The organism is Paenibacillus sp. FSL L8-0708 (assembly GCF_038009325.1).
Classification (GTDB): Bacteria; Bacillota; Bacilli; order Paenibacillales; family Paenibacillaceae; genus Paenibacillus_AQ; species Paenibacillus_AQ odorifer.
In genome coordinates, this window is the sequence record NZ_JBBPBC010000001.1 from 518,623 (window position 1) to 541,870 (window position 23,248).

Sequence of the window (23,248 nt, forward strand, 5' to 3'; positions counted from 1 at the left end):
TGTACTTGGAATTGCGTGTGAAGCTTTGGAACGGTAGATAGCGGAAAGGGGCTAAATCATGTATCTGGTAACTGCTGAGCAAATGAGGCAGCTGGACAGCGAAACGATCCAGCAGCTGGGGATTCCAGCGATTGCGCTGATGGAGAATGCGGGAAGAGTTATCGCAGAGGAGATCATCGCGCTTTGCCGGGAGAGAGGCGGGGCAGGCTGCAGGAATGCAGCCAAAGGGAACGATGCCGGGCTAAAGGAGGCCGCGCTGGGTGACCCAGGCAAGGCATTTAAGGTCAGCGCAGATCATGCGCTGACGCTTGCCTCTGCCGCCGCCGAGCGATGGTTCATCCTCGTCGGCAAAGGCAACAACGGCGGCGATGGCCTCGCCGCCGCACGGTACCTTCGCGAGACCGGCATCGCCGTCACGCTCGTCTATGCGGTGCCGCCGGAGTTGCTCTCCGGCGAGGCCGCCCTGCAGCGCGATGCGGCTGCAGCCATGGGCCTGCCTGCCGTAGTATACGGCAGGGATCGGCTGGACCTTGCCGAGTGCAGCGGCATCCTGGATGCGCTGCTCGGCACCGGCGGCGCGGGAGCCCCGCGCGGCGCCTATGCGGAGCTGATTGCCTCAGCGAACAGCAGCGGCAAGGTCATTGTGTCCGCGGACATCCCCAGTGGTCTGAACGCGGACACAGGAGAGACGCATGAGCCTTGCATTCATGCGTCAGTGACGGTATGCCTCGCGTTTCTCAAGCGAGGCCTCCTGCAATACCCCGGTGCAGGCGCAGCGGGGCATGTCAAGGTACGGGCCATCGGCATTCCGACTGCTCTGGCTCTTAACAGCGGTGTGCAGACTCATCTGCTGACACCGGAAGTGCTGCATGCCCATTTGGGTGTCGATCTGGCCCGGCGGCGGTCGCCAGAAGGCCATAAGGGAACTTATGGGCATGTACTCCTTGCTGCCGGCACCTTACGGATGAGCGGCGCCGGACTACTGGCAGCCCGTGCTGCGCTGCGCACGGGCTGCGGACTGGTGACGTGGGCGCTTCCTAAGAAGCTGTTACCTTCCGTCATCGGTGTTGTTCCTGAACTCATGCTGGCTGATGTAAGTGGCAGTGAAGAGGGAAACTGGGAGTCTGAGACCGCGTCTGAGCTACTGAAGTTAAGCGAAGAGCGAGATGTAATCGCTGTGGGACCAGGTCTTGGACGGTTCCCGGGTGATACAGATTGGCTTTGCAGTCTTTGGGAAGGCAGTGATTGCCCGCTGGTTATCGATGCGGATGCTTTAAATATTCTGGCTGACTCCGATTATAAGATTTGGGCGCGGCGGAGTCATTCTGTAATTCTGACACCTCACCCAGGCGAAATGGCTCGCCTGGCTAACCTAACTACGGCTGAGGTCCAACGTGACCGAATCGGTCTGGCTATGGACTATGCCAAGGAGCATGGGGTTACGCTTGTGTTAAAAGGAGCACATACCGTGATAGCAACTCCTGAAGGGCAAGCTTATGTAAATACCACAGGCCATCCCGGCATGGGCACTGGTGGAGCTGGTGATGTGCTAACGGGCATGATTTCCAGCCTGCTGGCTCAGGGACTTCATGCTACGCAGGCAGCAGCTTTTGGGGTATACTTGCACGGATTAGCAGGAGAGGGAGCAGCCCGTCAGCGGAATAATCCGGCGGCTATTATTGCCGGAGATATCATTGAAGCGCTTTGAGTATCCCTAATAAGGCTTATGACAGCAGTAAGCAGAGCAGTGGCAGAAATAGGGCGAATACTGGCAGCAACAGAGGAAACCTTTCTACACCAAGCTGGGTCACTCTGAGAAGGAGTAGTCCAAGGACTCCACCCAGACCCCATAGCAGATACTCTGCACCTTGTTCCGCTGCCAGCCATAGACCTGCACCAAAACCCGTGACGACATATACAGCAAGGGGCAGGATAGGGGATTTGGAGCGCAGAATACGCAGCAGTACATCTGCTACTAACGCCGCAGGCAATCCATAAGCATAAATGGCATAAGGAATCGATAGTGGCCAGCCTTCAGGAATTCCATCGGATTGTGGAAATCCAAGCATAAGTAAGGTAATAAGGACGTAAGTTAGCCCTGCGCAGGCTAATTTGGTTAATGCGTACATGCCACTGCTTAGGCGGACAGAAGAGATATCATAATCATTTATCTTATTCATTTGATATACATTCCTCTCGTGGTGTAATGCATCAGCTGGTGACCATGTCTCCACCATTGACATGAATACATGTCCCGGTAACATACGAAGAATCCGGTCCCGCTAAATAAAGATAGGCTCCTGCTAACTCATATGGCTGTGCGGCACGTTTAAAGGGTGTATCCGTCCCAAATACACTAACCTCATCTGCAGAGTAGCTGGAGGGAATTAGTGGTGTCCATACAGGTCCGGGAGCTACGCTATTGACACGAATGCCAGAGTCTACGAGTGATAAGGCTAAAGAGCGGGTAAAGGAGACGATCGCGCCTTTAGTTGAGGAATAATCTATAAGCTCTTTATTTCCTTGATAGGCAGTAATGGAAGCAGTGTTGATGATGGCTGCGCCTTTTTTTAAATGTGGAAGTGCGGCTTGTGTCAGGTAAAAGAATGGAAATATATTCGTCTGAAACGTTTGGTAGAGCTGTGCTTCCGTGATATCCAGAATACTTTTTTGCGGATACTGGACGCCATGATTGTTGACGAGGATGTCCAGCTTGCCAAAAGTGCGAAGGGTATGCTCCACAGCCTTGAAGCAGTTTTCCTTATGGCGTAAATCAACTTCGATCCGCAAACAACGTTGCCCTAATTCTTCAATTCGCCGCTGAGTGACCTCTGCATCTGAAGCTTCGTATAAATAAGCTATAGCGACATCTGCGCCTTCCTTTGCAAAAGCAATGGCCGCCGCTTTACCAATTCCGCTGTCGCCTCCGGTGATGAGCGCAATTTTTCCTTTTAGCTTTCCGCTGCCGGTGATCTCCGGATTTTCACTGATGGGGCGAGGATTCATTAGACTCTCTAGACCAGGCTGACGGTCTTGGTGTTGTGGGGGAAAAGCAATAGGCTGTTCCTTACATATCGTTTGTTCCCCATAATAGGGGTAGGTGGGGTTCATTTTTACATACACTCCTCCTTGCCTTCTATCTTCCGTATATTTCTATGCATGCGCCTAGAAAAGCGTGCGCTGTTATCCGGTCATGCCTGTGTTTATAACCTAGTCGGGGGAGCGTTTGTCAGAGATGAATGATTGGCGAAACATAGATTATCTTAATCGTGGAACTCCAGTGCAAAAAGAGGTCTATACCCTGTTAAGAAAATTAAATATTATGAGTTTGCTGGCCGACTATAACCCGGTGCTGGTTGGCACAGTGCCGCTTGGAATTCAGGTGAAGGGCAGCGATCTGGATATTATTTGTGAGGTGCATGATTCCGTAAAGTTTACGGACATTGTTAGTCGATATTTCGGAGCCATGGATGAGTTTACTAGTGTATCGCGTGTGGTTGATGGGGTCCCACGAACGAAAATTAACTTTATGGCCGGTGGCTGGCCTATAGAACTGTTTGGGCAGCCGCGACCCACAGCTTTGCAGAATGGTTACTTACATATGATCATTGAAGCGGAAATTCTAGCTCAGCTGGATAATGATTTTCGCCAGCAGATCATTACAATGAAAACAAACGGGTGGAAGACCGAACCTGCCTTCGCGCAAGTGCTGGGCTTGGAAGGTGACCCTTATGAAGCGCTGCTGATGCTGGAAAAGCTTCCGCGGAGTGCTCTTTATGCTCTTTGTCATTCTATACAAGCGAGGGGATAGACATGAATTATCGAGAGATGATTGCGGATGATTATGAAGCTGCCTACCAGCTATGGGAAAATACAGAGGGAATGGGACTTAGTGAAGCGGATTCGAGACTGGAGATTACGTGTTATCTGGAGCGTAATGCTGGCTTCAGCCAGATCTGCGAGAATGAAGACGGCCGGATTGTAGGAACTGCATTGTGTGGACATGATGGGCGAAGAGGTTATATGTATCATGTTGCAGTTAGTAATGACTGCCGAGGCATGGGCATCGGGCGTGAGCTTGTAAAGCGTTGTCTCGGTAATTTACATGCAGCTGGTATCGCAAAATGTCATCTGATGGTGATTGGAACCAATGAACAAGGAAGAGGATTCTGGGAAGGGATAGGCTGGCAGTATAGAGGTGGAATTATGTTATACTCCCAGGATATCTTGTGATACATAAGATGCGAAATGAAAATACTATCTAAGTAAAATATCATTAGATTAGAAGTGGATATATCACAGCAAATGTAACGGTGAACTCCGACTGCCAGTGCAGTATACTATATATGAGTTTGATAATTGCCTATTTGCAGGCAGGAGGTCTTTTATGCGTTTCAAAGATGTGTTTTCAATTATTGGTCCGGCCATGGTCGGGCCTTCAAGCTCGCATACAGCCGGTGCGGCACGGATCGGAAGGGCTGCAAGGCAGGTGCTGGGTGAAGTGCCGCGTGTGGCAGAAGTGACGTTTTTTGGTTCTTTTGCAGCTACTTATCAGGGCCATGGCACAGACAGGGCTATTGTCGGAGGACTTTTGGATTACGCTACCGATGATCATCGGTTACCCGACTCTCTGGAGTTAGCGGCTGAAGCTGGGATGGACGTATCTTTTGAGCAAGGAACGGGATTGTTTCCTCATCCTAACACAGTTAAACTGCATCTTATCGGACAAGAGACAGGAAGTGAGCTGACTTTAACGGGGACATCCATCGGTGGTGGAAACATTGAGATCGTCGATGTGGATGGTTTTGGAGTAAAGCTTACGGGAATGTATCCGACGGTATTGATTCATCATATGGATTATTTAGGTGTTCTGGCGAGTGTTACAGAAGTGATGCGTAACGGACAATTTAATATAGGGCATATGTCTCTGGATCGGAAGAATCGCAGCGGTGCAGCCTTAACGGTACTGGAGCTGGATGAAGCTGCTACTCCAGAGCTTATTGAAGCGCTTAAAGCGCTCACTGCGGTGAAATCGGTGAAATTGGTTAATTTAAACGAGGGTAAGCAAGATGAGAAGGGGAAGGAAAGCTTAACATGAATTTTCAAACACTTAGTCAACTGGCTGTATTATGTGAGGAACGTGGTCTTACCATTGGAGCCCTTATGCTTGAAGAGCAAAGCGCGGAATCGGGACGTTCCAGTGAACAGGAATTTGCCACTATGCGTGAATATTATGGGGTGATGAAAGAGGCTGTTCATCGTGGGATGCATGAAGATACCACTTCGCGCAGCGGTCTTACGGGAATGGATGCCCAGCGTGTAGGAGCCTATAACGCAGCAGATGAACCATGCCTAGGTGAACCCGCTGGTCAAGCAATGGCCTATGCCTTGGCTGTGTCCGAGGTTAATGCCTCAATGGGCCGCATAATTGCTACACCTACCGCAGGTTCATGCGGAATTATTCCGGGTGTATTTCTCAGCTGCCAGGAACGGTTTGGCTGGGATGATGACTATATGGTTTCCGGTTTGTTCGCTGCAGGAGCGATCGGTTATGTCATTGCCAACAATTCGTTTGTATCTGGTGCAGAGGGTGGCTGTCAGGCGGAGGTCGGGTCGGCCATCGGGATGGCGGCAGGAGCTTTAACCGAACTGCGTGGAGGAACGCCTGCACAAGCAGTGCATGCTGTTGGACTGGCGCTTAAGAACACCTTAGGACTGATTTGTGATCCGGTGGGAGGACTTGTAGAGATTCCTTGTATCGTTAGAAACGGATTCGGTGCAGTGACCGCGCTCGCCGCCGCCGATATGGCACTAGCTGGCGTACGTAGCGTGATTCCTTCAGATGAAGTAATCAAGGTCATGCTTGAGGTAGGCTCAGCTATGCCAGAAAAACACCGCGAGACCGCAGGTGGCGGATTAGCACAGACACCTACCGGCCGCAAGATCATGCAGGATTTACGTAAAAAGAAGTGATTTTAGAGCATTTTGAAACGTTCCAACTGTTCCCATAATCCTTCCTTCCGAAGGATTTCTGCTTGTTTGGGTCCCAAAAGGTCAAAGTGGGGGAATGGCGAACGATTATGAATATATTTAGCCGGCAGTCCATTTTCCTCACACCAATATGTTAGTCTGGTCAGGTCACTACAGCCGACCTTGGTGACAGTAGTCATGCCGGGAAAACGCGGGTCTAGCCAGTAATGGGTTAAGAAAGCGATCTCTCCTGCGGAGACAGCCTTTTTCCAGCGGGTTAATTCTTCTCTGTTGATGCCAAAGGCCATTACGTCTCCTCCTTATGTAGTATAGTTGACAACATTATAACCCATTGAAAGGGGATTACATCATGAACGGACAGGTAAGAGCCGATATTCGTCCTGGGCTTGAAGTGGATATTGTGCTTAAGCAGGATCAGCCGACGGGTAAGCTAACACATGGAACGGTAAAGGATATTCTCACGAACTCACCTCGACATCCGCATGGCATCAAGGTGCGTTTAACCAGTGGACAGGTAGGACGAGTTAAGAATATTGTTGCTAACTAACAATAATAAACTTTACCTTTGATTTTTATAAAAAAGCGCCCCTAATCAACAGAAATTGGGGCGCTTTTCTTTTTTATCTGCTCATAAAATCCTCAACGGACTGATCGGCTTTGGTCTGATTACATAACGTACAAGCGCAAACGCAATTATCCGGAGTAGTATGGCCACCTTTAGCACGGGGGAGCAAGTGATCTATAGTGTCTCCATAGGAGCCACAGAAGTAGCAAGTATAGTTGTCTCTGGTCAATATATAAGCACGGAAATCCTTATTGCTGTAAATCCGGCGGATGGTTCGGCGATTCACTACGATAGCGGCATGTTCTCTGACTAGAGTAACTGCAAGCTCGTAGTCAATTTCCTGATGCCAGCGCCGTCCTTTATCACTGTGGCCACGCATTAGAATTTTCCCTTTGGCAGAGGGAATCAATTGCGTTGGATCTTCGGGACTCAGTTTCGCGCCTTGAGAATGAGAATGTTTCCTTCGTTGTTCCAAGCCCCGTATGCGCTGATTTGGGTTGGATTGCGGTGAAGAAGCAACCGTGGAAGAAGGCTTTCCTTGTTTGGAGCGTTCCTTGACAGCCAAAGAAGGGGATTGAATGGTATAAGGTTGTACTGGAATGGGACCTGCTGCAAGAGTGAGATCTATGTTTTGTCGTTGTTTGCGGCACTCCCGACAAGCGCCACGGCGAGACTGACCTTTGGAACGTTTGCCGGTACGTTTAAGAAATTCAGAGAGCGGCTTCTGTTGCTGGCAATAGGTACATTGTTTGGTGGATAAAAGATGGGTATCGTTCATAGATATGTTAGGTTCAGCGCAACTTAGCGCCCGTCCTGTCTCCTTGTTTTTTAGGATCCAATGTATTTTATTTATTAGATTCAATCGGCAGGGTTAACATTTCGTTCTAATCTTAGTATAGCGTAAAATACAATCGTTCACATCGCACTCAAAAAAAGCTTAAATACGGCTTTTTGTGTGATATCTGTCTTGGTGACATTCAGGAAAAACATGTAAAATCGAAAAGAGCTATAAGGAATGCTCTACTTTTTAAACATGGGAAGGGGAACTGAAATGAAGCCAACCAAAAGAAGGCCGTTTACGGTAACATTGCTTTATATTCTTCATATATTTTTGGGGGTTGGAGCGTTAGCAGGAGGCGGGTCAATGGTCATAGATCCTAGTGGTGATCTGATACACATACCCACATCTATGCTGGAAAGATCGCCATTTTCAGATTTTTTAATTCCGGGTATTTTGCTATTCATCGTATTTGGTATCCTGCCTATGTTCGTGTTATATGGGTTGATCAAGAGACCAGAATGGCATTGGGTGAATACTTTGAATCCCTTTAAGAAATTATATAGCTTCTGGGCATTGTCCCTATATATCGGCTTTGGTCTAATTATTTGGATTATGGTACAGACGTATATGCTCGACAGTGTGGTAATCATACATCTGGTCTATATGAGTCTAGGGCTTTTGATCCAAGCTGTTACGCTGCTTCCTTCCGTGCAAAGTTACTTTTTGCTGGACGGCGGTACCGAAAGACGTTAAAATTGCAGTGAACAGAAGGTATTTCATTAGTCTGGGCAAGGAGTGAACCGGATTGACAACTATATACGATATTGCCAAAAGAACCGGTTACTCTCCTACAACGGTATCCAAGGCGTTTAATAATTATTCCGATGTACGGGAGAAGACTCGCCAGGAAATTTTCCGGGTTGCCCAAGAAATGGGATATTTGCCGAATTCCCATGCCCGTACACTGACTACTAAGAAATCATGGACCATTGGTGTATTGTTTGTAGAGAATACGGGATTTGGTATTCGCCATCCCTTTTTTAGCGCTGTGATTGAGAGCTTTAAGAAGGTTGCTGTGGATAAGGGGTATGCCCTCATGTTTATTTCCAAGGATGTTGGGGGTAAACAAAGCGGGTATTTGGAGAATTGCCGAATCCGTGGTGTAGATGGTGTTGTCGTTTTCTTGTCTGATTACGAGGACCCCTATTTCCGTGAGCTGCTAGAGAGTGATATTCCTACTGTGATTCTGGATTTTGAGACTAACCAGTCGCATACGGTATGTTCGGATAATACGGCTGGAGCTCAGCTTGCGATAGAGTATTTAATTTCTTTGGGTCATCGCAAGATTGCTCATATTTCCGGGGGGATGAACACTTTTCCCGGTAAAACTCGGGAGTTAGGGTATAAGAACGCTATGAAGCAGCAGGGGCTTGAAGTGCCGGCGTCCTATGTTGTGAATGGAGCTTTTTATTCTCGTGAAAGTGGTTATAACGCGATGCTGGAGCTTCTTAAGCTACCTGATCGGCCAACCGCTGTTTTTGCTTCGGGTGACATGTTAGCTTTAGGGGCTATTATGGCGGCAAAAGATAGTGGACTTTCCGTACCGCGGGACCTTTCAGTTGTGGGTTACGATGATATTGATCTAGCTGAGTATGTTACACCTGCATTGACAACCATTCGTCAGGATACGGCACTTTTAGGAAGCCGGGCAGCGGACATTCTTTTAGCATCGATTGAAGGGAAACAGTTGGATAAGGAAGCGGTTTTAGTTCCGGTAGAAGTGATCGAACGGGAATCCTGTGCACCTCCGGCTAGCGGGGATTAGGGCTGTATCAAATTCCATAACTACAGAGAGCGGGCTGCTATCCACAGGATAAATCTTGACGTAGAGAAAAGAGTCCTGATAAAGTAGAGGACATCATAGCTTGAATTTTTTCTATGCGGTATTTGCTACAGCGTATTCAGAGGAATAGGGCTATAATGGGCATATTGTTATGCCACTTTTTACCTGCTCTCGTTAGATCATTTTTTTTCGTTATAATCGAAACCGGTTTCGATTATAGGTTTCGAATTGAGAATGAAATCAAAGTTTACCGAGGGTTTCCTTGAATTTTCTCAAACGTTTCAGTGGCCCATCGCTCCGAACCTTAACATCGGATGGTGATCCAGTAAAGACAGTGCTTGTTGTTAGTAACAAAACAATTAGAGGAGATGGATGAAATGGCAAAAGTTCAAACTGTAGTAACTGCAAAAGATACAGGGGAACGCTTAACTCCGAAAGAGGCAATTGTTTTTAGCACAAGAGTAGATTCTGGATCTGCCGATGTAGAGCTTAAGCCAGAGCAGGAGTTCCAAAAGATGATCGGATTTGGTGGCGCTTTCACAGAAGCTGCGGCTTATACGTTGTCACGGCTCAGTCCTGAGAAACGGGCAGAGGTTATTCACAGCTATTTTCATCCGGTAGAGGGGTTAGGCTATAACATGGGTCGTGTTCATATCCATAGCTGTGACTTTGCTCTTGGAAATTATACTTATGTCGCTGATCATGATACGGAGCTGGCTACCTTTGATATCTCTCATGATCATAAGTGGGTGCTTCCGCTGATTAAGGATGCAATGCAGGTAAAAGGCGGGCCGTTCACGATGTTGGCGTCTCCTTGGAGCCCTCCGGCATGGATGAAAACAAATGGTGAAATGAATAATGGAGGATCACTCAAGCCAGAATACGCTGAAGTTTGGGCACGCTATTATACCAAATTTATCGAAGCTTATGGGAAGGAAGGCGTACCTATTTGGGCGGTTTCCGTGCAAAATGAGCCGGCTGCTGTTCAAGTCTGGGATTCTTGTATTTATAGTGCGGAAGAGGAACGCGATTTTGTTAAAAATCATCTCGGTCCAGTGATGCAGCAGGCAGGCCATTCCGATGTGAACATTGTCATCTGGGATCATAACCGCGATATTATGGTCGAACGTGCTTCGGTTGTGTTGTCTGATCCTGAAGCTGCACAATATGTGTGGGGTACAGGCATCCACTGGTATGGTGGTGAGGAGTTCGACAAGGTAGAGAAGGTACATGATCTATTTCCTGACAAACATCTATTGTTTACTGAGGGCTGTCAAGAGGGCGGCGTCAAGCTTGGCGAATGGTTTACAGGTGAACGTTACGGCAGAAATATGATTGGGGATCTCAATGCATGGACAGAAGGGTACCTGGACTGGAACCTGGTACTGGATGAGACCGGCGGGCCCAATCATGTAGGGAATCTCTGTGATGCCCCAATTATTGCAGATACAACAACAGACGAATTGCACTATAACAGCTCTTATTATTATATCGGGCATTTCAGTAAATTTATCGCGCCAGGTGCGGTACGGATTGGCTTTACTTCTGAAGCGGAAGGAATCCTATCCACAGCATTCCGTAATCCGGACGGCAGCATTGCTGTCATATTGATGAATGAGAGCGAAGAAGTTCGCACGGTAACCCTGGGGCTTGGCGAAGAGATTGCCAACTGCGAGCTATCCCCTCATTCTATCGTAACGCATCTGATTTCATAAATAAGTAACAGTTTAGGAGGACATTAACGTGAGTAATTATTATTTCGAATCAGGTAACTTTGTAATGGAGCAGTTTGATACAGGAAAGCCTTTCTCTAGTTTCCTGCCAGGTCTTGCAGGTCTTAAGGGAATTCCAATGTGGACTTTTTATGTGAACCGGGGGCAAGCGATTTGCAGCTTTGGGGTACGCGACAAGAACTCGCCAATCATGGAATTCTCTCCAGCAAATATCTCTTATAAAGACGTAGGAACCACCGGATTCCGAACCTTTATTAAAATAAAAGGCGAGCAAGAGATTTATGAGCCATTTCAATCGGCACGTCCAGATCCTGCCGCCAAGCGGATCATGACCATTTTGCCTAACGGACTGACCCTTGAAGAAAGCCATGCCGGGCATGGGCTGAAGACGACTGTACACTATTTCAATCTGCCTAATGACGATTATGCCGCGTTGGTACGTCGGGTGGAGATTGAGAATATCGGTGGCAAAGAGATTGAGCTGGAGCTGATGGATGGTCTGCCTGAGATCTTGCCTTACGGAGTAGAAAACAGCGGCTACAAGGAGATTGGTAACCTGCTGCGCAGCTGGATGGACGTATACAATCTGGAGAACGGTATTCCGTTCTATAAGCTGCGTTCCAGCACCAATGATAGTGCACAGGTTAGTGAAATCACAAATGGACATTTCTATCTGTCGTTTACTGGAGAAGGAGAAAAAGTCGCGCCAATCGTTGATTTCGAACTTATTTTCGGCGGCAATACCTCTCTTACTTACCCAGACCGTTTTGCGGAATCAACGCTTTCGGAGCTGAGTGAGCTTCCACAATATCCAGTCAATAAAGTTCCTTGCGGCTTCAGTGGTGTGGGTAGACGTTTGGCACCCGGCAGCAGCTTGACCCTGAATACTTTGGTTGGACATGTAAATGACATCGACAAAATCAATAAAAAGGCGGAGCAGTTATGCCGGGATGAATATATCCTGTCCAAATCCCAGGAAGCCGCAGGTCTGACAGAGGAATTAACAGAAGACATTGCCACGCACACTTCATCGGCTGTGTTTGATGCTTATTGCCGTCAGTCCTATCTCGATAACTTCCTGCGCGGAGGCTATCCTTTTATTTTTGACAATGGCGGAGATGGCTTTGTAGTTCATTTATATTCCCGCAAGCATGGCGATTTGGAGCGCGACTATAACTTCTTCTCACTTGCCCCAGAATATTATTCACAGGGGAATGGTAACTTCCGTGACATGAATCAGAACCGCCGGAATGATGTGTTTTTTAATCCGAAGGTGGGCAGCTTCAACATCAAAATGTTCTATAGCTTGATTCAAGCAGATGGCTACAATCCACTAAGTGTTCAAGGAACAACCTTTGAAGTGAAGCCAGACAGCAAAGCGAAGGCTGCGGAATGGATCGGAGAAGCGGCTGCGGATCATCAAGCTGAGCTTGTTAAGCTATGCAACAGCCGGTTCACCCCAGGCAGCCTGATCAATTACATTGCGGATCAAAACGTTACGCTGAAGGTTAGTGAGCAGGAGTTTCTGTCGGGTCTGCTGGCTCTTTCACAGCAAAACATTGAGGCTGCTTTTGGCGAAGGCTTCTGGTCTGATCACTGGACATATAATTTGGATCTCGTAGTAGGTTATTTGGACATTTTCCCTGACAAGAAGCAGGAGCTTTTATTTGGGGATAGTACTTATGCGTTCTATGACAGCCCAGCATATGTGCTGCCCCGTAGTGAGAAGTATGTAATTAGTGACGGAAAAGCCCGGCAATATGGCGCCCTCCTTGAGGATGAGGAGAAGCTGCATAAGCTGAAATGGAAAGCTGGAGATACCCATTGGCTGCGTACCAAAGGTGGGCAAGGTGCTATTTACCACACCAATCTGTTCGTGAAGATGTTGTCTCTTGCTTTGAATAAATTTGCTACGCTTGACCCTTACGGCATGGGTGTGGAGATGGAAGGCAACAAGCCGGGCTGGAACGATGCTATGAACGGTCTGCCGGGATTGTTTGGCTCCGGAATGAGTGAGACATTTGAGCTGAAGCGTACTGTAGTCTTTTTGCTGGATGTGCTGAACGGTGCTGAGAATGTACAGGGAGCTGTAAAGCTGCCAGAAGAAATCGCGGAGCTGCTTGAAGCGGTATATCACGCGGTAACTGCTGTCCTAGCAGGAGAAGTGGAACAATTCAACTATTGGGATACAGTAGCTTCAGCCCGTGAAGCTTATAGAGCAAGTATCCGGTTTGGAATTACGGGTGCTGAAACTGAAGTAACCTTGGAACACATCCGCGAAGCCCTTTCCAAGTTCCAGGTTAAAATTGATGAGGGGATCAACAAGGCGGTAGAAATGGGCAATGGACTTACCCCAACCTATTTCCGTTTTGAAGCGGAGAAATTCCATCAGGTAACAGATGCTGAGGGTCAGCCAGTCATTAGCGGATACGGATTGCCAAAGGCTGTGGTAGAGGAGTTTAAGGCTTATGCCTTGCCTTATTTCCTTGAAGGACCTACCCGCTGGTTGAAGACGATGAAGAACCCGGTGCAGGCAAAAGAAATCTATAATCTGATTAAGCAAACAGAGCTGTATGATCAGGCAACATCTATGTATCAGACCTCTGTTAGTCTAGATGGTGAATCGCATGAAATCGGACGGATGAGAGCCTTCACACCAGGCTGGCTAGAACGGGAGTCTAACTTCCTGCACATGTCCTATAAGTATTTGCTTGAGCTGCTGAAGGGCGGGCTGTATGAGGAATTCTACGGCGAGCTGAAGACGTCGCTGGTGCCATTCCTTGATCCTGCTGTTTATGGACGCAGTACACTGGAGAATTCATCATTTATCGCAACTGGAGGCAATCCTGATCCAAATAACCATGGTAGGGGGTTCGTAGCGAGACTTAGTGGATCGACCGCGGAATTCTTAAGCATGTGGAGAACAATGATGGCTGGAAGCCATGTTTTCAGAATGGAGGATGGAGCGCTTACGCTGTCTCTCGATCCGGTATTGCCAGGATGGCTGTTTGATGAAGAGGGCAAACTGTCTTTCACTTTCCTAGGGAATACGGAGGTAATCTATTCTAATCCAAAACGTGAAAATACCTTTGGCGAGAAGAAGGTTAGCATTCAATCTTTGATGCTTGTATACCGCAATGGAACTGTGACTAAAATATCTGGAGCGTTCGTGCGCGGTGCAGAGGCAGAGGCTCTGCGGCGTGGAGAAATCGTGCAAATTCAAGCAGTATTAGCATAAAAATAGAGGGGCGAGCTGCGGCTCGCCCTTAAATTTTCACTCCATCCGAAAAATGGTACCTATAATCCGAAATTCAAAGCCTTACGGAGACAGGCAAAAGCAAATACAATGGATACATAAACATTGTAAGCGCTTTAGATTAAATACAGATATAGAGCCTGGAGGTCCAAAGGATGGAGAACAAAAAAAGCATGGAAGTAAGCTCAGCGATGAAGCCGTTAATTCCTGGCAATTTCGAAACCGGTAAAGTAAATCGGAGCCCGCTTTGGAAGAGGTTCATTGCCCAGCGTCATTTGCAGACAATGGCTCTACTCGGCATTGCGTGGATGATAATCTTTAACTACATTCCCATGTATGGAATTATCATTGCTTTTAAAGATTACAACATCGTTAAAACGATTGCAGAAGCCCCATGGGTGGGACTTACACATTTCAAAGAGTTCATGGATGATGACAATCTCTCGAATGTAATTAAAAATACGCTCGGCATCAGCTTGTTTAAGCTAATTATCGGATTTCCATTGCCAATAATATTTGCTCTATTTCTGAATGAAGTTCGTTCAATGAAATTCAAGAAGACCATACAGACGATTTCGTATTTGCCCCACTTTCTCTCATGGGTGGTACTCGGAGGGATTTTGGCTACATGGCTTGCTGATATAGGAATTATCAATAACATTTTGCTAGCGCTTCATCTGATTGATCAGCCAATTACATACTTGGCTGAGCCTGGTTACTTCTGGACAATTATTATCTCCTCTGATATCTGGAAAGAACTTGGATGGTCAGCGATTATCTATTTAGCAGCAATTTCCGGTGTATCTCCTGAAATGTACGAGGCGGCGACAATCGACGGCGCGGGCAGATTTCAGAAGATGTGGTATGTTACCTTGCCGGCGATTAAATCGACAATCAGCATTCTCTTCATTCTCGCGGTCAGCGGAGTGCTGAACTCCAACTTTGATCAGATTCTGGTCCTGCGCAACTCACTGAATGATAGTGCAAGTAATGTAATTGATTACTATGTGTACTATACAGGGATTCTCTCAGGCCGCTTCTCTTACTCAACTGCAGTTGGATTGTTAAAATCGGTTATCGCTCTAATCTTGCTGCTGATTGCCAACCAAGTATCTAAAAAAATCAACGATACATCGTTGTTCTAGGATAAGGAGGACCATATATGTTTGCACTTAAGCGTAAAACCAAGGGCGAGGCCCTGTTCGATATCATCAATAACCTCATCATGTTATGTATCTGCTTCATAACGCTTTACCCGATCTGGTACGTATTGGTTAACGCCTTCAATAACGGTAATGACGCCATGCGGGGAGGAATCTACTGGTGGCCGCGGATGTTCAGCTTTGAGAATTTCGAGGCCGTGTTTGCCAGCCCCGGCATCATGCAGGCGATGTGGGTTACTGTCGCCAAAACACTTTTGGGTACTGTACTGCATGTATTTTTCACAGCGATGGTAGCTTATGCATTCTCCAGAAAAAACCTCATTGGCGGTAAGTTCTACATGCTGATGGGTACAGTGACTCTCTTTTTTGGCGGGGGACTCATTCCTACCTTCCTGCTGATGAAGGACCTTCACCTATTGGAGAATTTCCTAGTCTATATTATTCCGGTTATGTTTAGCTTCTTTGATCTTATTATCTTCATGACCTTCTTCCGGGAGATTCCCGATGGGCTGGAAGAAGCGGCACGGATTGACGGTGCTAATGATTGGTCCATCTTTCTAAGAATCGTACTTCCAGTATCCATGCCTGTAATTGCTACCATTGCGCTGTTCCATGGCGTGTATCAGTGGAATGATTACTTCACGGGTATGATCTATATCAATAATACTGATCTACAGCCGATTCAGACGTATTTGTTCCGGGTCGTCGCACAATCGAGCTCTAGTCAAATGATGGTCGCTGTACAAGGCAGCAGCGTTACGAGAAGCGTAACGTCACAGTCCATTAAGCTGGCGACGATGGTAGTGACCACACTGCCGATAGTATTCGTGTATCCGTTCCTGCAGCGTTATTTTGTTAAAGGGATGATGATCGGCTCCATTAAGGGCTGATGTCTAGCAGTGATAACTCCTCCGGTTGCCTACAGCTGTAGGCACTGGGGTTGAGCTTATAATTAACATTCATAGAAAAGGGGTAAACAAGCATGGGCATGAAACGTAAGCCAAAAGCAATGGGAGTTCTGCTTCTCGCAATAATGATGTCATTGTCAGCCGCAGGCTGCTCCAGCGGGAATAATGCTGGCAAGAATGCCGAAGGTAATGCTAACAGCGCTAAAGCTACTAATACGGAGGCAAGTGCTGAACCGACTGCTGCTGCATTATCAGCAGATGAACCGGGATGGAAGATTGATACTTCACCTATTACATTTGACTGGTACCTGAACTTCTCATGGTTCCCTAATAAATGGGGCGTGGACCCAACCTCCCAATATGTAACTAAGAAGACCGGAGTTGATATTAATTTCATCGTTCCGGCTGGTAACGAGAATGAGAAGCTTAACACGCTGATTGCATCCGGTAAATTGCCTGATTTCATCACTTTGGGCTTCTGGGAAGATGCGATTAAGAAAATGGTCGAAGGTGAACTTGTTCTTCCATTGAACAAACTTGCTGATGAATATGATCCGTACTTCTTTAAAGTATCCGATGCTGATAAGCTGGGCTGGTATACACAAGAAGACGGCAATGTGTATGGCTATCCTAACTCTTCTTCCTCTCCTGCCGACTATGAGAAATATGGAGAAAATTACGTATCCAACCAAGTATTCGCTGTCCGCAAGGATATGTATGAAGCTATTGGAAGTCCAGATATGCGCACACCAGAAGGTTTCTTGAATGCGCTTAAATTAGCGAAAGAGAAATTCCCTGACGTAAATGGACAGCCGCTTATTCCACTTGGTTTGCATGAATTTACCGAGAACGGTAACGATTCTTTGGAAGGTTACCTGCAGAACTTCTTGGCAATCCCAAGAGAAAAAGATGGCAAGGTATATGCTCGTGAAACCGATCCTGAATATATCCGCTGGATGAAGGCACTTCGTCAAGCGAATCAAGACGGTCTGCTGGCTAAAGATATCTTTATCGACAAACGCCCACAAATGGAAGAAAAAATTGCCCAAGGCCGTTATTTCGCAATGCTGTATCAACGTACAGACTTTGCAGCACAACTAGGAACGATTTACCAACAGGATCCAACTAAAACGTATATCGCTGTTGACGGACCTTCCAATACGAACTTGGATAAACCAACCCTTGATGGCCCTGGTATCTCCGGTTGGACGGTAACACTGATCTCCAAAGATGTTAAGGATAAAGCACGTGCTATCCGCTTCCTCAGCTACTTGAACAGTGAAGAAGGCAACAAAGACTTGTTCTTAGGCGAAAAAGGTGTCAGCTACGATACGATTGATGGAAAAGATCAATTTAAACCAGAAGTGTTTGATTTGATGAATAAAGACCGTTCGACGTTTGATAAGCAAATCGGATCTTCCTTTACATTCTGGATGCTGCAAAATACGAATATCACAGACCAATGGGCTCCTAAATCGGTAGAACCATTTAAGCAATTGGAAGATTGGACTAGAGGTAAATCCATAGGCTCCTCGGAGTTCCAACAAATCGAACCAACAGGAAACTCTCCTGAAGGTATCATCGCTTCGAAGCTGAAACAGCTGCGCGGTAAAACTATGCCGAAATTGCTCATGGCTTCCTCCGATGCGGAATTCGATAAGATTTGGAATGAGTATTTAGAGAAGAGAAAGAAGGAAGGCGAAGATGTATTTGATGCCTACCAACAAAAGAAATATGAAGAGAATAAAGTGAAGCTGTCCATAAAATAAAAAGTATGACCCAAAATGCCCGCTAACTGCGGGCTTTTGGGTTATTTTCGAATTATAATAAGGAATAGATATTAAGTATTTGAATATTCACTATTTTAGCGAGGTGGACAGGACAGAAGTGTATAAAGTGAATAGGCGAGATCGAACCAGAGCATTATGGCATTCTTTTAGTTATTGGTGGGGGCGAAGATCACTTCAGAGCCGTTTAATTGCAGCTTATGTTTTTATTGTTTTAGGCCCGTGTATGCTGGTTTCTGTCTACTCCTATAAAGCCATTAATAATACCTATCTCCGCGATGCCGTCGAGAAAAATGATTATTTGTCGCAAATGGAGAAGCTGCATATTCATAATCAGATCGAAGCGATGGAACGGGCGGCGCAAATGGCTTATTCTGATGCCGAAGTAGAAAAATTCTTAGCGAATGAAACCGAACCGCAGCTAGTAGATTTGGTTGATTTTAATACAAATGCTTATGTGAATATGACTCGTATTCAATTTAATAATCCGAATATTGAGCATTTACGGCTGTATTCGAGAAGTAATAAGGTGCATGAAATTTGGCCGATTATCTTTCGCGAAGAGCGGGTTTCTTCCACCCCATGGTTTCAGAAAGCGCTTCAATTGAAGGGGCAGGAATACTGGTCTTTTCAGAAAAATGATCCGGATTTGATGCAGAGATACTTGGGAGCACCGACGGAGAGTCTGCCAAAGGTTTCTTTGCTGCGTGAGAAGAGTCGGCCAGCAGACAATCATATCGGCATGGTGCAGGTGGATATGCTGCTTAGTCGATTTACACCCAAGACGTATACAGATGTACGGGATAATCAGACCCAGATGTTTCTTGTGGATAGTGAGCTGCAGCTTTTCACCAGGCCGGACAATTCTTTTTTGCAGGATAATCTAGAGATGGCTGATATGATTGCAGAACGGTATAAGCAGTTCCGGGAAACTGGCGAATGGGACAGTAATTACTCGGAGAATGGTAAATCGTTTTTGTTAATTAACACTCCGCTAGAACGAATTGATGCTTATTTGTTAAATGTAGTGTCAATGGAAGGAGTGATGAAGGATATCTCCCGCACGCGCAACTTAATCATTGGAGCCAATGTTGGTTTTATTACTTTACTAACGCTGATCGCTTATGTGACAAATGCCTTTATTCTAAAAAATCTGCGTAGATTGACCGAAACGATGAAAAAAGTGCGTAGAGGTGAAGCGTACACTGGAATAATGATTCGTGGTGGAGGGGAAGTCGGGGAGCTTGCCCATCATTTCTCCAAGCTGATGAACACCATCAATACGTTGGTGGCTCAGGCAGTGAGCAAGCAGGCGTTGTCTAAAGAGGCTGAACTGCGTACGCTGCATAACCAGATTGACGCACATTTTTTATATAATACGCTGGAAAATATAAAAATGCTGGCTGAAATTGAGAACCAGCGAACGATCTCGGACGCACTGACCTCGCTGGGTGGGATGATGCGCTATAATTTTAAATGGTCCGGAGAGTATGTGAAGCTGCGGGATGAAGTCCGCCACATTGAAAATTACATTGAAGTGATGAATATTCGTTTTGAATATCCGGTTAAGTTAGTGCTTCATATTGAACCTCGATATTTGGAGCTGGAGGTGCTGAAAATGTCACTGCAGCCTATTGTAGAGAACAGTGTTAAGCATGCTTGGTGCGACGAGAAAGAGAATTTACAGGACCCGAACATTCATATTCATATTTCGGAAACGGAAGGTGATATTTGCATAGAGCTTCGTGATAATGGCATCGGCTTAACTCCAGAGCGTTTGGTTGCTTTGAACGAGGCGATTTATGCGAAAGATGAGCGCTGTGAGAGTGCTTCAGAACAGAGGGATGTTGACCGCCGAACAGGTGGTATTGGACTGAGAAATGTACATCAGCGACTGCAAATCTTTTATGGTGATGAATATGGGCTTGTAGTACAGAGTGAAGCAGGGAGTTGGACGATGGTACGTCTGACCTTGCCGAAAGTTCTTTTGACAGGAGAAAAACAACTATGAAGAAGCTACTGATCATTGATGATGAAAAGAATATCCGTTACGGTCTCAAGACTATGATAGAAAGAGAATTTCCGTCCGTGTATACCATCACAATGGCGAGTAATGGCGCAGAGGGTTTCGAGATATTTAAGACCGAAGGTGCAGATATTATTATTACAGATATACGTATGCCAGTGATGGATGGAATTACACTGTTGGAGCAGATATCTAAGCTAAAAAGTGGTGAGAAAAGCCCAGCAGTGCTCATCTTAAGCGGTTATGATGATTTCGAATATGCCAAAAGCGCGATTCGTTATCGCGTAAAGGATTACTTGCTGAAGCCGATTCGCCGAGATGAGTTGTTCGAAATTTTGAAGAATATCGATAAGGAACAGGAAGAACAGGATCTCAGCGCAAGGCAGCTGGAACAGGAAACGGAACACTTCCGCAGGGAACTGCGGTCCAGTCGTTTACGGGGACTGCTAATGCAGCAGGAGGTTCCGCTGGAGCGTGAGCAGCAAGAGTGGCTAAGTGATCTGCAAGCACCTTTTACAGTTGGTGTGTTGAATTACTATTACAATGACGGAACAAGAATGAAGTCGGGGGATGTTCAGGGACTGGCGGAACGATTGATCGGACCGCTTGAAAAGTTTTTCTCGGAAATCACAACGGATTGGGATGGCAAATTAGTCTTGATCGGGAGCAGAAAACAGGATTTTATAGAGCTGTCCAGACAAGCTGAAGCTAAGGAAATAAAGGGATTATCGATTGGGATTAGCAGCGAAGGAGGAAGTCTTGAGGACCTCCGTTCCTGTTATAAGGAAGCATGCCGGGCACTGCAATATACTTTTTTATATCCGCAAGTGAGTTTGTTGGATTATGGGGATGTTGGTCAGGGACGGTCTAACTTTCCGTTACCTAAGGAAGAGCTTCGCAAGCTGCTCAATATGCTGGGAACAGAACGCGAGAAGGAGATGAAGCATCTTCTATCTGTGATTTTTCAAACTGAGCATTTGAAGGAACTGGACCTAGCTTATCTGGAGTCCGTGGGACAGAATGTAAACGAACTGGTGTTGGATGAAGTATTTCGGGTACATGGCGAAGCCTCGGTAGAGGTATTGAAGCTGTATCGCACGGTAGGCAATATGTACAACTATCGTCATTTCCACGAATATTATCGTGCGCTGGAGAACTTACTCTTGAGTGTGAATGAATACATTGTAGGCGTAAGGTCCGCGCATACCGAGCATGCGGATATGGAAGAGGCACTGAGCTATATTGAAGCCAACTACGCCCGTCCACTGAATATGGCTATGGTCAGCAATCATGTATCCTTGAATTATTCTTATTTTAGCGAAGCCTTTAAGGCATATACCGGTGAGAATTTTGTTATTTATTTAAAAAAGGTCCGCATCCGTCATGCTAAAGAGCTATTGGCAAAAGGCTGCAGTAAACTCGCAACAGTCTCAGAAGAGGTAGGCTTCGAGAACAGTAAACAATTTGCCCGTGTTTTTAAAGAGCTGGAAGGGATTTCCCCAGGTGATTATAGAGCGAAAATAGTATCCGAAGAGTGTTGAGGCTATTGAAGATGCATTTAGAAGCGGCCCTCCTATATAATGGATTTGAGAAGATTCATTGGAGGAATGAAGGGTGGAAGAAATACAAGGCAATTTGATTACGGTTCAGACATTAGCAGCGGATTTTCGTCGACTGGGCGTTAAGGCGGGCATGACGATTTTATTGCATTCTTCTTTTAAATCGTTAGGCCAATGGGTAGCCGGGGGCCCGGTCGCTGTTATTTTGGCATTGGAGGAGGTCCTCGGAGAATCTGGCACGCTGGTAATGCCCACACATTCCAGTGACCTGACTGATCCCGCAGGCTGGAGCAACCCACCGGTGCCGGAGGCGTGGTGGCAGAGTATCCGCGAGCAGATGCCGGCTTATGATCCAGACCTGACCCAACTTAGAGGAATGGGGGTTATTCCGGACTGCTTCCGTAAACAAAAAGGAGTAAAACGCAGTGACCATCCGATTCATTCGTTTGCCGCTTGGGGCAAGCATAGAGACGAAATTATGTATGGTCATTCGCTTGAAACGGGTCTGGGGGAAGATTCTCCGCTGGCTCGTATTTACGATTTGGGCGGACATGTACTGTTGCTGGGTGTTGGCAATCTTAATAATACTTCCCTGCATCTTGCCGAATGCCGCGCATCTTATGCTGGCAAGAAGGAAACCCTTGGCGGGGCGCCCATTATGGTGGATGGAGTTAGGCAGTGGGTGGAATTTAAGGAGCTGGATTGGGATTCTGACGATTTCGTTCAGCTGGCAGATCAGTTTGGACAAGAGACGAGACTTATTACATATGGACAGGTTGCTTCCGCAACCGCTCAATTGATTCCGCAACGGGAAATCGTTGATTATGCAGTGAACTGGATGGAACAGAACAGGAAGTAAAACCTCATTGGATAGGGGAAACGGAAGGAGAAGCTGGCATGAGTACAACAACGATATTTTTAACCCGGCATGGTCAGACGGAATGGAACGTGCAGCATCGGATGCAGGGACATATGGATTCTGAACTAACAGCGCTTGGTGTACAACAGGCTGAATGGCTGAGCCGGGGGATGCACACTGAACAGCTGGATGTCATCTATGCAAGCCCCAGCCCAAGGGCGCTGCGCACAGCTGAAATTATTCGAGGAGAGCGGAGTACTCCGCTTAAGACCTCTGAGGCGTTCAAAGAGATTGGCATGGGGGTATGGGAAGGCCGTGATTCTACTGAGCTGGAGAGCGAGTATTCGGAGCAGCATCGCAATTTCTGGCAAGACCCTGAGCAGTTTAAAGTGGAGGGTAGTGAGACCTTCGCAGAGGTGCAGGCACGGGCGCTGGGTAAGCTTCAGGAAATTCTCGTTGAGCATCAAGGTGAGACCATTCTTATTGTCACACATACAGTAGTGATTAAGCTGTTAATGGCCTATTTTGAGGGCAGAGCGCTGCCTAAGCTCTGGGATCTGCCTTACATTTATCCGACCTGCTTATGCAGGGTTGATTTTACGGATGGTGTGCCCGAAATCCTGCTGCATGGGGATACGAGCCATTACGAAGAGAGTGAAGCTGGGATGGAATCATAACACTTCCTGCAAGATCAGATTGGGTTTATAAAAAAGGCGGTTCCTCGGGTGCATTACGCACTCGAAGAACCGCCTTTTTGACTTCAGAGCTGGAAATCAG

21 protein-coding genes are annotated in these 23,248 nt (G+C 46.7%); 17 read left to right on the forward strand and 4 right to left on the reverse strand.

The window, feature by feature from the left end; translation table 11 throughout:
• The first annotated feature begins 58 nt into the window (after positions 1 to 58).
• Entirely contained in the window at positions 59 to 1,708 is a 1,650-nt protein-coding gene (locus tag NYE58_RS02320; protein ID WP_341000995.1) for an NAD(P)H-hydrate dehydratase, read from the forward strand.
• 16 nt (positions 1,709 to 1,724) lie between these two features.
• On the opposite strand, the gene NYE58_RS02325 is transcribed toward NYE58_RS02320, so the two are convergent.
• Together NYE58_RS02325 and NYE58_RS02330 are read right to left on the reverse strand one after the other, a co-directional pair.
• Positions 1,725 to 2,180 (reverse strand): hypothetical protein, encoded by a 456-nt coding sequence (locus tag NYE58_RS02325; RefSeq protein ID WP_076142073.1) that lies wholly within the window; start codon positions 2,178 to 2,180, stop codon positions 1,725 to 1,727.
• 31 nt (positions 2,181 to 2,211) lie between these two features.
• The gene (locus NYE58_RS02330) at positions 2,212 to 3,111 is read right to left on the reverse strand and encodes an SDR family oxidoreductase (RefSeq protein ID WP_076142074.1); all 900 of its coding nucleotides are present in this window, start codon (positions 3,109 to 3,111) and stop codon (positions 2,212 to 2,214) included.
• A gap of 124 nt (positions 3,112 to 3,235) precedes the next feature.
• On the opposite strand from NYE58_RS02330, the gene NYE58_RS02335 reads away from it, so the two are divergent.
• The 4 genes from NYE58_RS02335 to sdaAA all read left to right on the forward strand — a co-directional run bounded on the left by NYE58_RS02335 (position 3,236) and on the right by sdaAA (position 5,973).
• Complete coding sequence (locus NYE58_RS02335) at positions 3,236 to 3,811, forward strand: DUF4269 domain-containing protein (protein WP_341000997.1); 576 nt, start codon at positions 3,236 to 3,238, stop codon at positions 3,809 to 3,811.
• Between the two features lie 2 nt (positions 3,812 to 3,813).
• A complete protein-coding gene (locus NYE58_RS02340) occupies positions 3,814 to 4,233 on the forward strand; it encodes a GNAT family N-acetyltransferase (RefSeq protein WP_341000998.1) in 420 nt (139 codons plus the stop codon).
• Between the two features lie 154 nt (positions 4,234 to 4,387).
• Positions 4,388 to 5,098, forward strand: coding sequence for an L-serine ammonia-lyase, iron-sulfur-dependent subunit beta (sdaAB, locus tag NYE58_RS02345; protein WP_076124558.1), 711 nt, complete (start codon positions 4,388 to 4,390; stop codon positions 5,096 to 5,098).
• The gene (gene sdaAA, locus NYE58_RS02350) at positions 5,095 to 5,973 is read left to right on the forward strand and encodes an L-serine ammonia-lyase, iron-sulfur-dependent, subunit alpha (RefSeq protein ID WP_341000999.1); all 879 of its coding nucleotides are present in this window, start codon (positions 5,095 to 5,097) and stop codon (positions 5,971 to 5,973) included. The genes sdaAB and sdaAA overlap by 4 nt, the downstream gene beginning before the upstream one ends.
• A gap of 2 nt (positions 5,974 to 5,975) precedes the next feature.
• Here the strand turns inward: sdaAA and NYE58_RS02355 are convergent, their stop codons facing one another.
• A complete protein-coding gene (locus NYE58_RS02355) occupies positions 5,976 to 6,278 on the reverse strand; it encodes a hypothetical protein (protein WP_076124555.1) in 303 nt (100 codons plus the stop codon).
• Between the two features lie 62 nt (positions 6,279 to 6,340).
• On the opposite strand from NYE58_RS02355, the gene NYE58_RS02360 reads away from it, so the two are divergent.
• Positions 6,341 to 6,538, forward strand: a complete 198-nt coding sequence (locus NYE58_RS02360) for a YwbE family protein (RefSeq protein WP_036682616.1) — start codon at positions 6,341 to 6,343, stop codon at positions 6,536 to 6,538.
• A gap of 73 nt (positions 6,539 to 6,611) precedes the next feature.
• Here NYE58_RS02360 and NYE58_RS02365 read toward each other — a convergent pair whose 3' ends face one another.
• On the reverse strand, positions 6,612 to 7,334 hold the full coding sequence (locus NYE58_RS02365; RefSeq protein ID WP_341001000.1) for an HNH endonuclease: 723 nt from the start codon (positions 7,332 to 7,334) through the stop codon (positions 6,612 to 6,614).
• Between the two features lie 273 nt (positions 7,335 to 7,607).
• Between NYE58_RS02365 and NYE58_RS02370 the strand changes: the two genes are divergently transcribed.
• From NYE58_RS02370 to NYE58_RS02420, 11 genes are all read left to right on the forward strand, one after another.
• Positions 7,608 to 8,090, forward strand: coding sequence for a hypothetical protein (locus tag NYE58_RS02370; RefSeq protein WP_280753297.1), 483 nt, complete (start codon positions 7,608 to 7,610; stop codon positions 8,088 to 8,090).
• 52 nt (positions 8,091 to 8,142) lie between these two features.
• Entirely contained in the window at positions 8,143 to 9,162 is a 1,020-nt protein-coding gene (locus tag NYE58_RS02375; RefSeq protein WP_341001001.1) for a LacI family DNA-binding transcriptional regulator, read from the forward strand.
• Positions 9,163 to 9,557: 395 nt separating this feature from the next.
• Positions 9,558 to 10,895, forward strand: coding sequence for a glycoside hydrolase family 30 protein (locus NYE58_RS02380; protein WP_339170963.1), 1,338 nt, complete (start codon positions 9,558 to 9,560; stop codon positions 10,893 to 10,895).
• Between the two features lie 28 nt (positions 10,896 to 10,923).
• Positions 10,924 to 14,151, forward strand: a complete 3,228-nt coding sequence (locus tag NYE58_RS02385) for a cellobiose phosphorylase (protein ID WP_341001003.1) — start codon at positions 10,924 to 10,926, stop codon at positions 14,149 to 14,151.
• Between the two features lie 173 nt (positions 14,152 to 14,324).
• Positions 14,325 to 15,314: an ABC transporter permease gene (locus NYE58_RS02390; RefSeq protein WP_445671750.1), complete on the forward strand. Its 990-nt coding sequence runs from the start codon at positions 14,325 to 14,327 to the stop codon at positions 15,312 to 15,314.
• Positions 15,315 to 15,331: 17 nt separating this feature from the next.
• Positions 15,332 to 16,222 carry a carbohydrate ABC transporter permease gene (locus NYE58_RS02395; protein ID WP_036682603.1) on the forward strand — a complete coding sequence of 297 codons (891 nt, stop codon included), beginning with the start codon at positions 15,332 to 15,334 and terminating at the stop codon, positions 16,220 to 16,222.
• A 92-nt stretch (positions 16,223 to 16,314) separates the two neighbouring features.
• Positions 16,315 to 18,009: an extracellular solute-binding protein gene (locus tag NYE58_RS02400; RefSeq protein ID WP_036682600.1), complete on the forward strand. Its 1,695-nt coding sequence runs from the start codon at positions 16,315 to 16,317 to the stop codon at positions 18,007 to 18,009.
• Between the two features lie 118 nt (positions 18,010 to 18,127).
• On the forward strand, positions 18,128 to 20,038 hold the full coding sequence (locus tag NYE58_RS02405) for a cache domain-containing sensor histidine kinase (protein WP_081387132.1): 1,911 nt from the start codon (positions 18,128 to 18,130) through the stop codon (positions 20,036 to 20,038).
• Positions 20,035 to 21,594, forward strand: a complete 1,560-nt coding sequence (locus NYE58_RS02410; RefSeq protein WP_341001004.1) for a response regulator — start codon at positions 20,035 to 20,037, stop codon at positions 21,592 to 21,594. The genes NYE58_RS02405 and NYE58_RS02410 overlap by 4 nt, the downstream gene beginning before the upstream one ends.
• A gap of 73 nt (positions 21,595 to 21,667) precedes the next feature.
• Positions 21,668 to 22,471: an aminoglycoside N(3)-acetyltransferase gene (locus tag NYE58_RS02415; protein WP_076276015.1), complete on the forward strand. Its 804-nt coding sequence runs from the start codon at positions 21,668 to 21,670 to the stop codon at positions 22,469 to 22,471.
• Positions 22,472 to 22,509: 38 nt separating this feature from the next.
• Complete coding sequence (locus NYE58_RS02420) at positions 22,510 to 23,148, forward strand: histidine phosphatase family protein (RefSeq protein ID WP_341001005.1); 639 nt, start codon at positions 22,510 to 22,512, stop codon at positions 23,146 to 23,148.
• Positions 23,149 to 23,248: the final 100 nt, after the last annotated feature.

What these genes read in the sequence shown, in the direction of transcription:
- NYE58_RS02420 (WP_341001005.1), top strand. Translation starts at nt 22,510, where the DNA reads ATGAGTACAACAACGATATTTTTAACCCGGCATGGTCAGACGGAATGG.
- NYE58_RS02390 (WP_445671750.1), top strand. Translation starts at nt 14,325, where the DNA reads ATGGAGAACAAAAAAAGCATGGAAGTAAGCTCAGCGATGAAGCCGTTA.
- sdaAB (WP_076124558.1), top strand. Translation starts at nt 4,388, where the DNA reads ATGCGTTTCAAAGATGTGTTTTCAATTATTGGTCCGGCCATGGTCGGG.
- NYE58_RS02335 (WP_341000997.1), top strand. Translation starts at nt 3,236, where the DNA reads ATGAATGATTGGCGAAACATAGATTATCTTAATCGTGGAACTCCAGTG.
- NYE58_RS02410 (WP_341001004.1), top strand. Translation starts at nt 20,035, where the DNA reads ATGAAGAAGCTACTGATCATTGATGATGAAAAGAATATCCGTTACGGT.
- NYE58_RS02400 (WP_036682600.1), top strand. Translation starts at nt 16,315, where the DNA reads ATGGGCATGAAACGTAAGCCAAAAGCAATGGGAGTTCTGCTTCTCGCA.
- NYE58_RS02380 (WP_339170963.1), top strand. Translation starts at nt 9,558, where the DNA reads ATGGCAAAAGTTCAAACTGTAGTAACTGCAAAAGATACAGGGGAACGC.
- NYE58_RS02360 (WP_036682616.1), top strand. Translation starts at nt 6,341, where the DNA reads ATGAACGGACAGGTAAGAGCCGATATTCGTCCTGGGCTTGAAGTGGAT.
- NYE58_RS02395 (WP_036682603.1), top strand. Translation starts at nt 15,332, where the DNA reads ATGTTTGCACTTAAGCGTAAAACCAAGGGCGAGGCCCTGTTCGATATC.
- NYE58_RS02320 (WP_341000995.1), top strand. Translation starts at nt 59, where the DNA reads ATGTATCTGGTAACTGCTGAGCAAATGAGGCAGCTGGACAGCGAAACG.
- NYE58_RS02340 (WP_341000998.1), top strand. Translation starts at nt 3,814, where the DNA reads ATGAATTATCGAGAGATGATTGCGGATGATTATGAAGCTGCCTACCAG.
- NYE58_RS02330 (WP_076142074.1), bottom strand. Translation starts at nt 3,111, where the DNA reads ATGAACCCCACCTACCCCTATTATGGGGAACAAACGATATGTAAGGAA.
- sdaAA (WP_341000999.1), top strand. Translation starts at nt 5,095, where the DNA reads ATGAATTTTCAAACACTTAGTCAACTGGCTGTATTATGTGAGGAACGT.
- NYE58_RS02355 (WP_076124555.1), bottom strand. Translation starts at nt 6,278, where the DNA reads ATGGCCTTTGGCATCAACAGAGAAGAATTAACCCGCTGGAAAAAGGCT.
- NYE58_RS02325 (WP_076142073.1), bottom strand. Translation starts at nt 2,180, where the DNA reads ATGAATAAGATAAATGATTATGATATCTCTTCTGTCCGCCTAAGCAGT.
- NYE58_RS02370 (WP_280753297.1), top strand. Translation starts at nt 7,608, where the DNA reads ATGAAGCCAACCAAAAGAAGGCCGTTTACGGTAACATTGCTTTATATT.
- NYE58_RS02365 (WP_341001000.1), bottom strand. Translation starts at nt 7,334, where the DNA reads ATGAACGATACCCATCTTTTATCCACCAAACAATGTACCTATTGCCAG.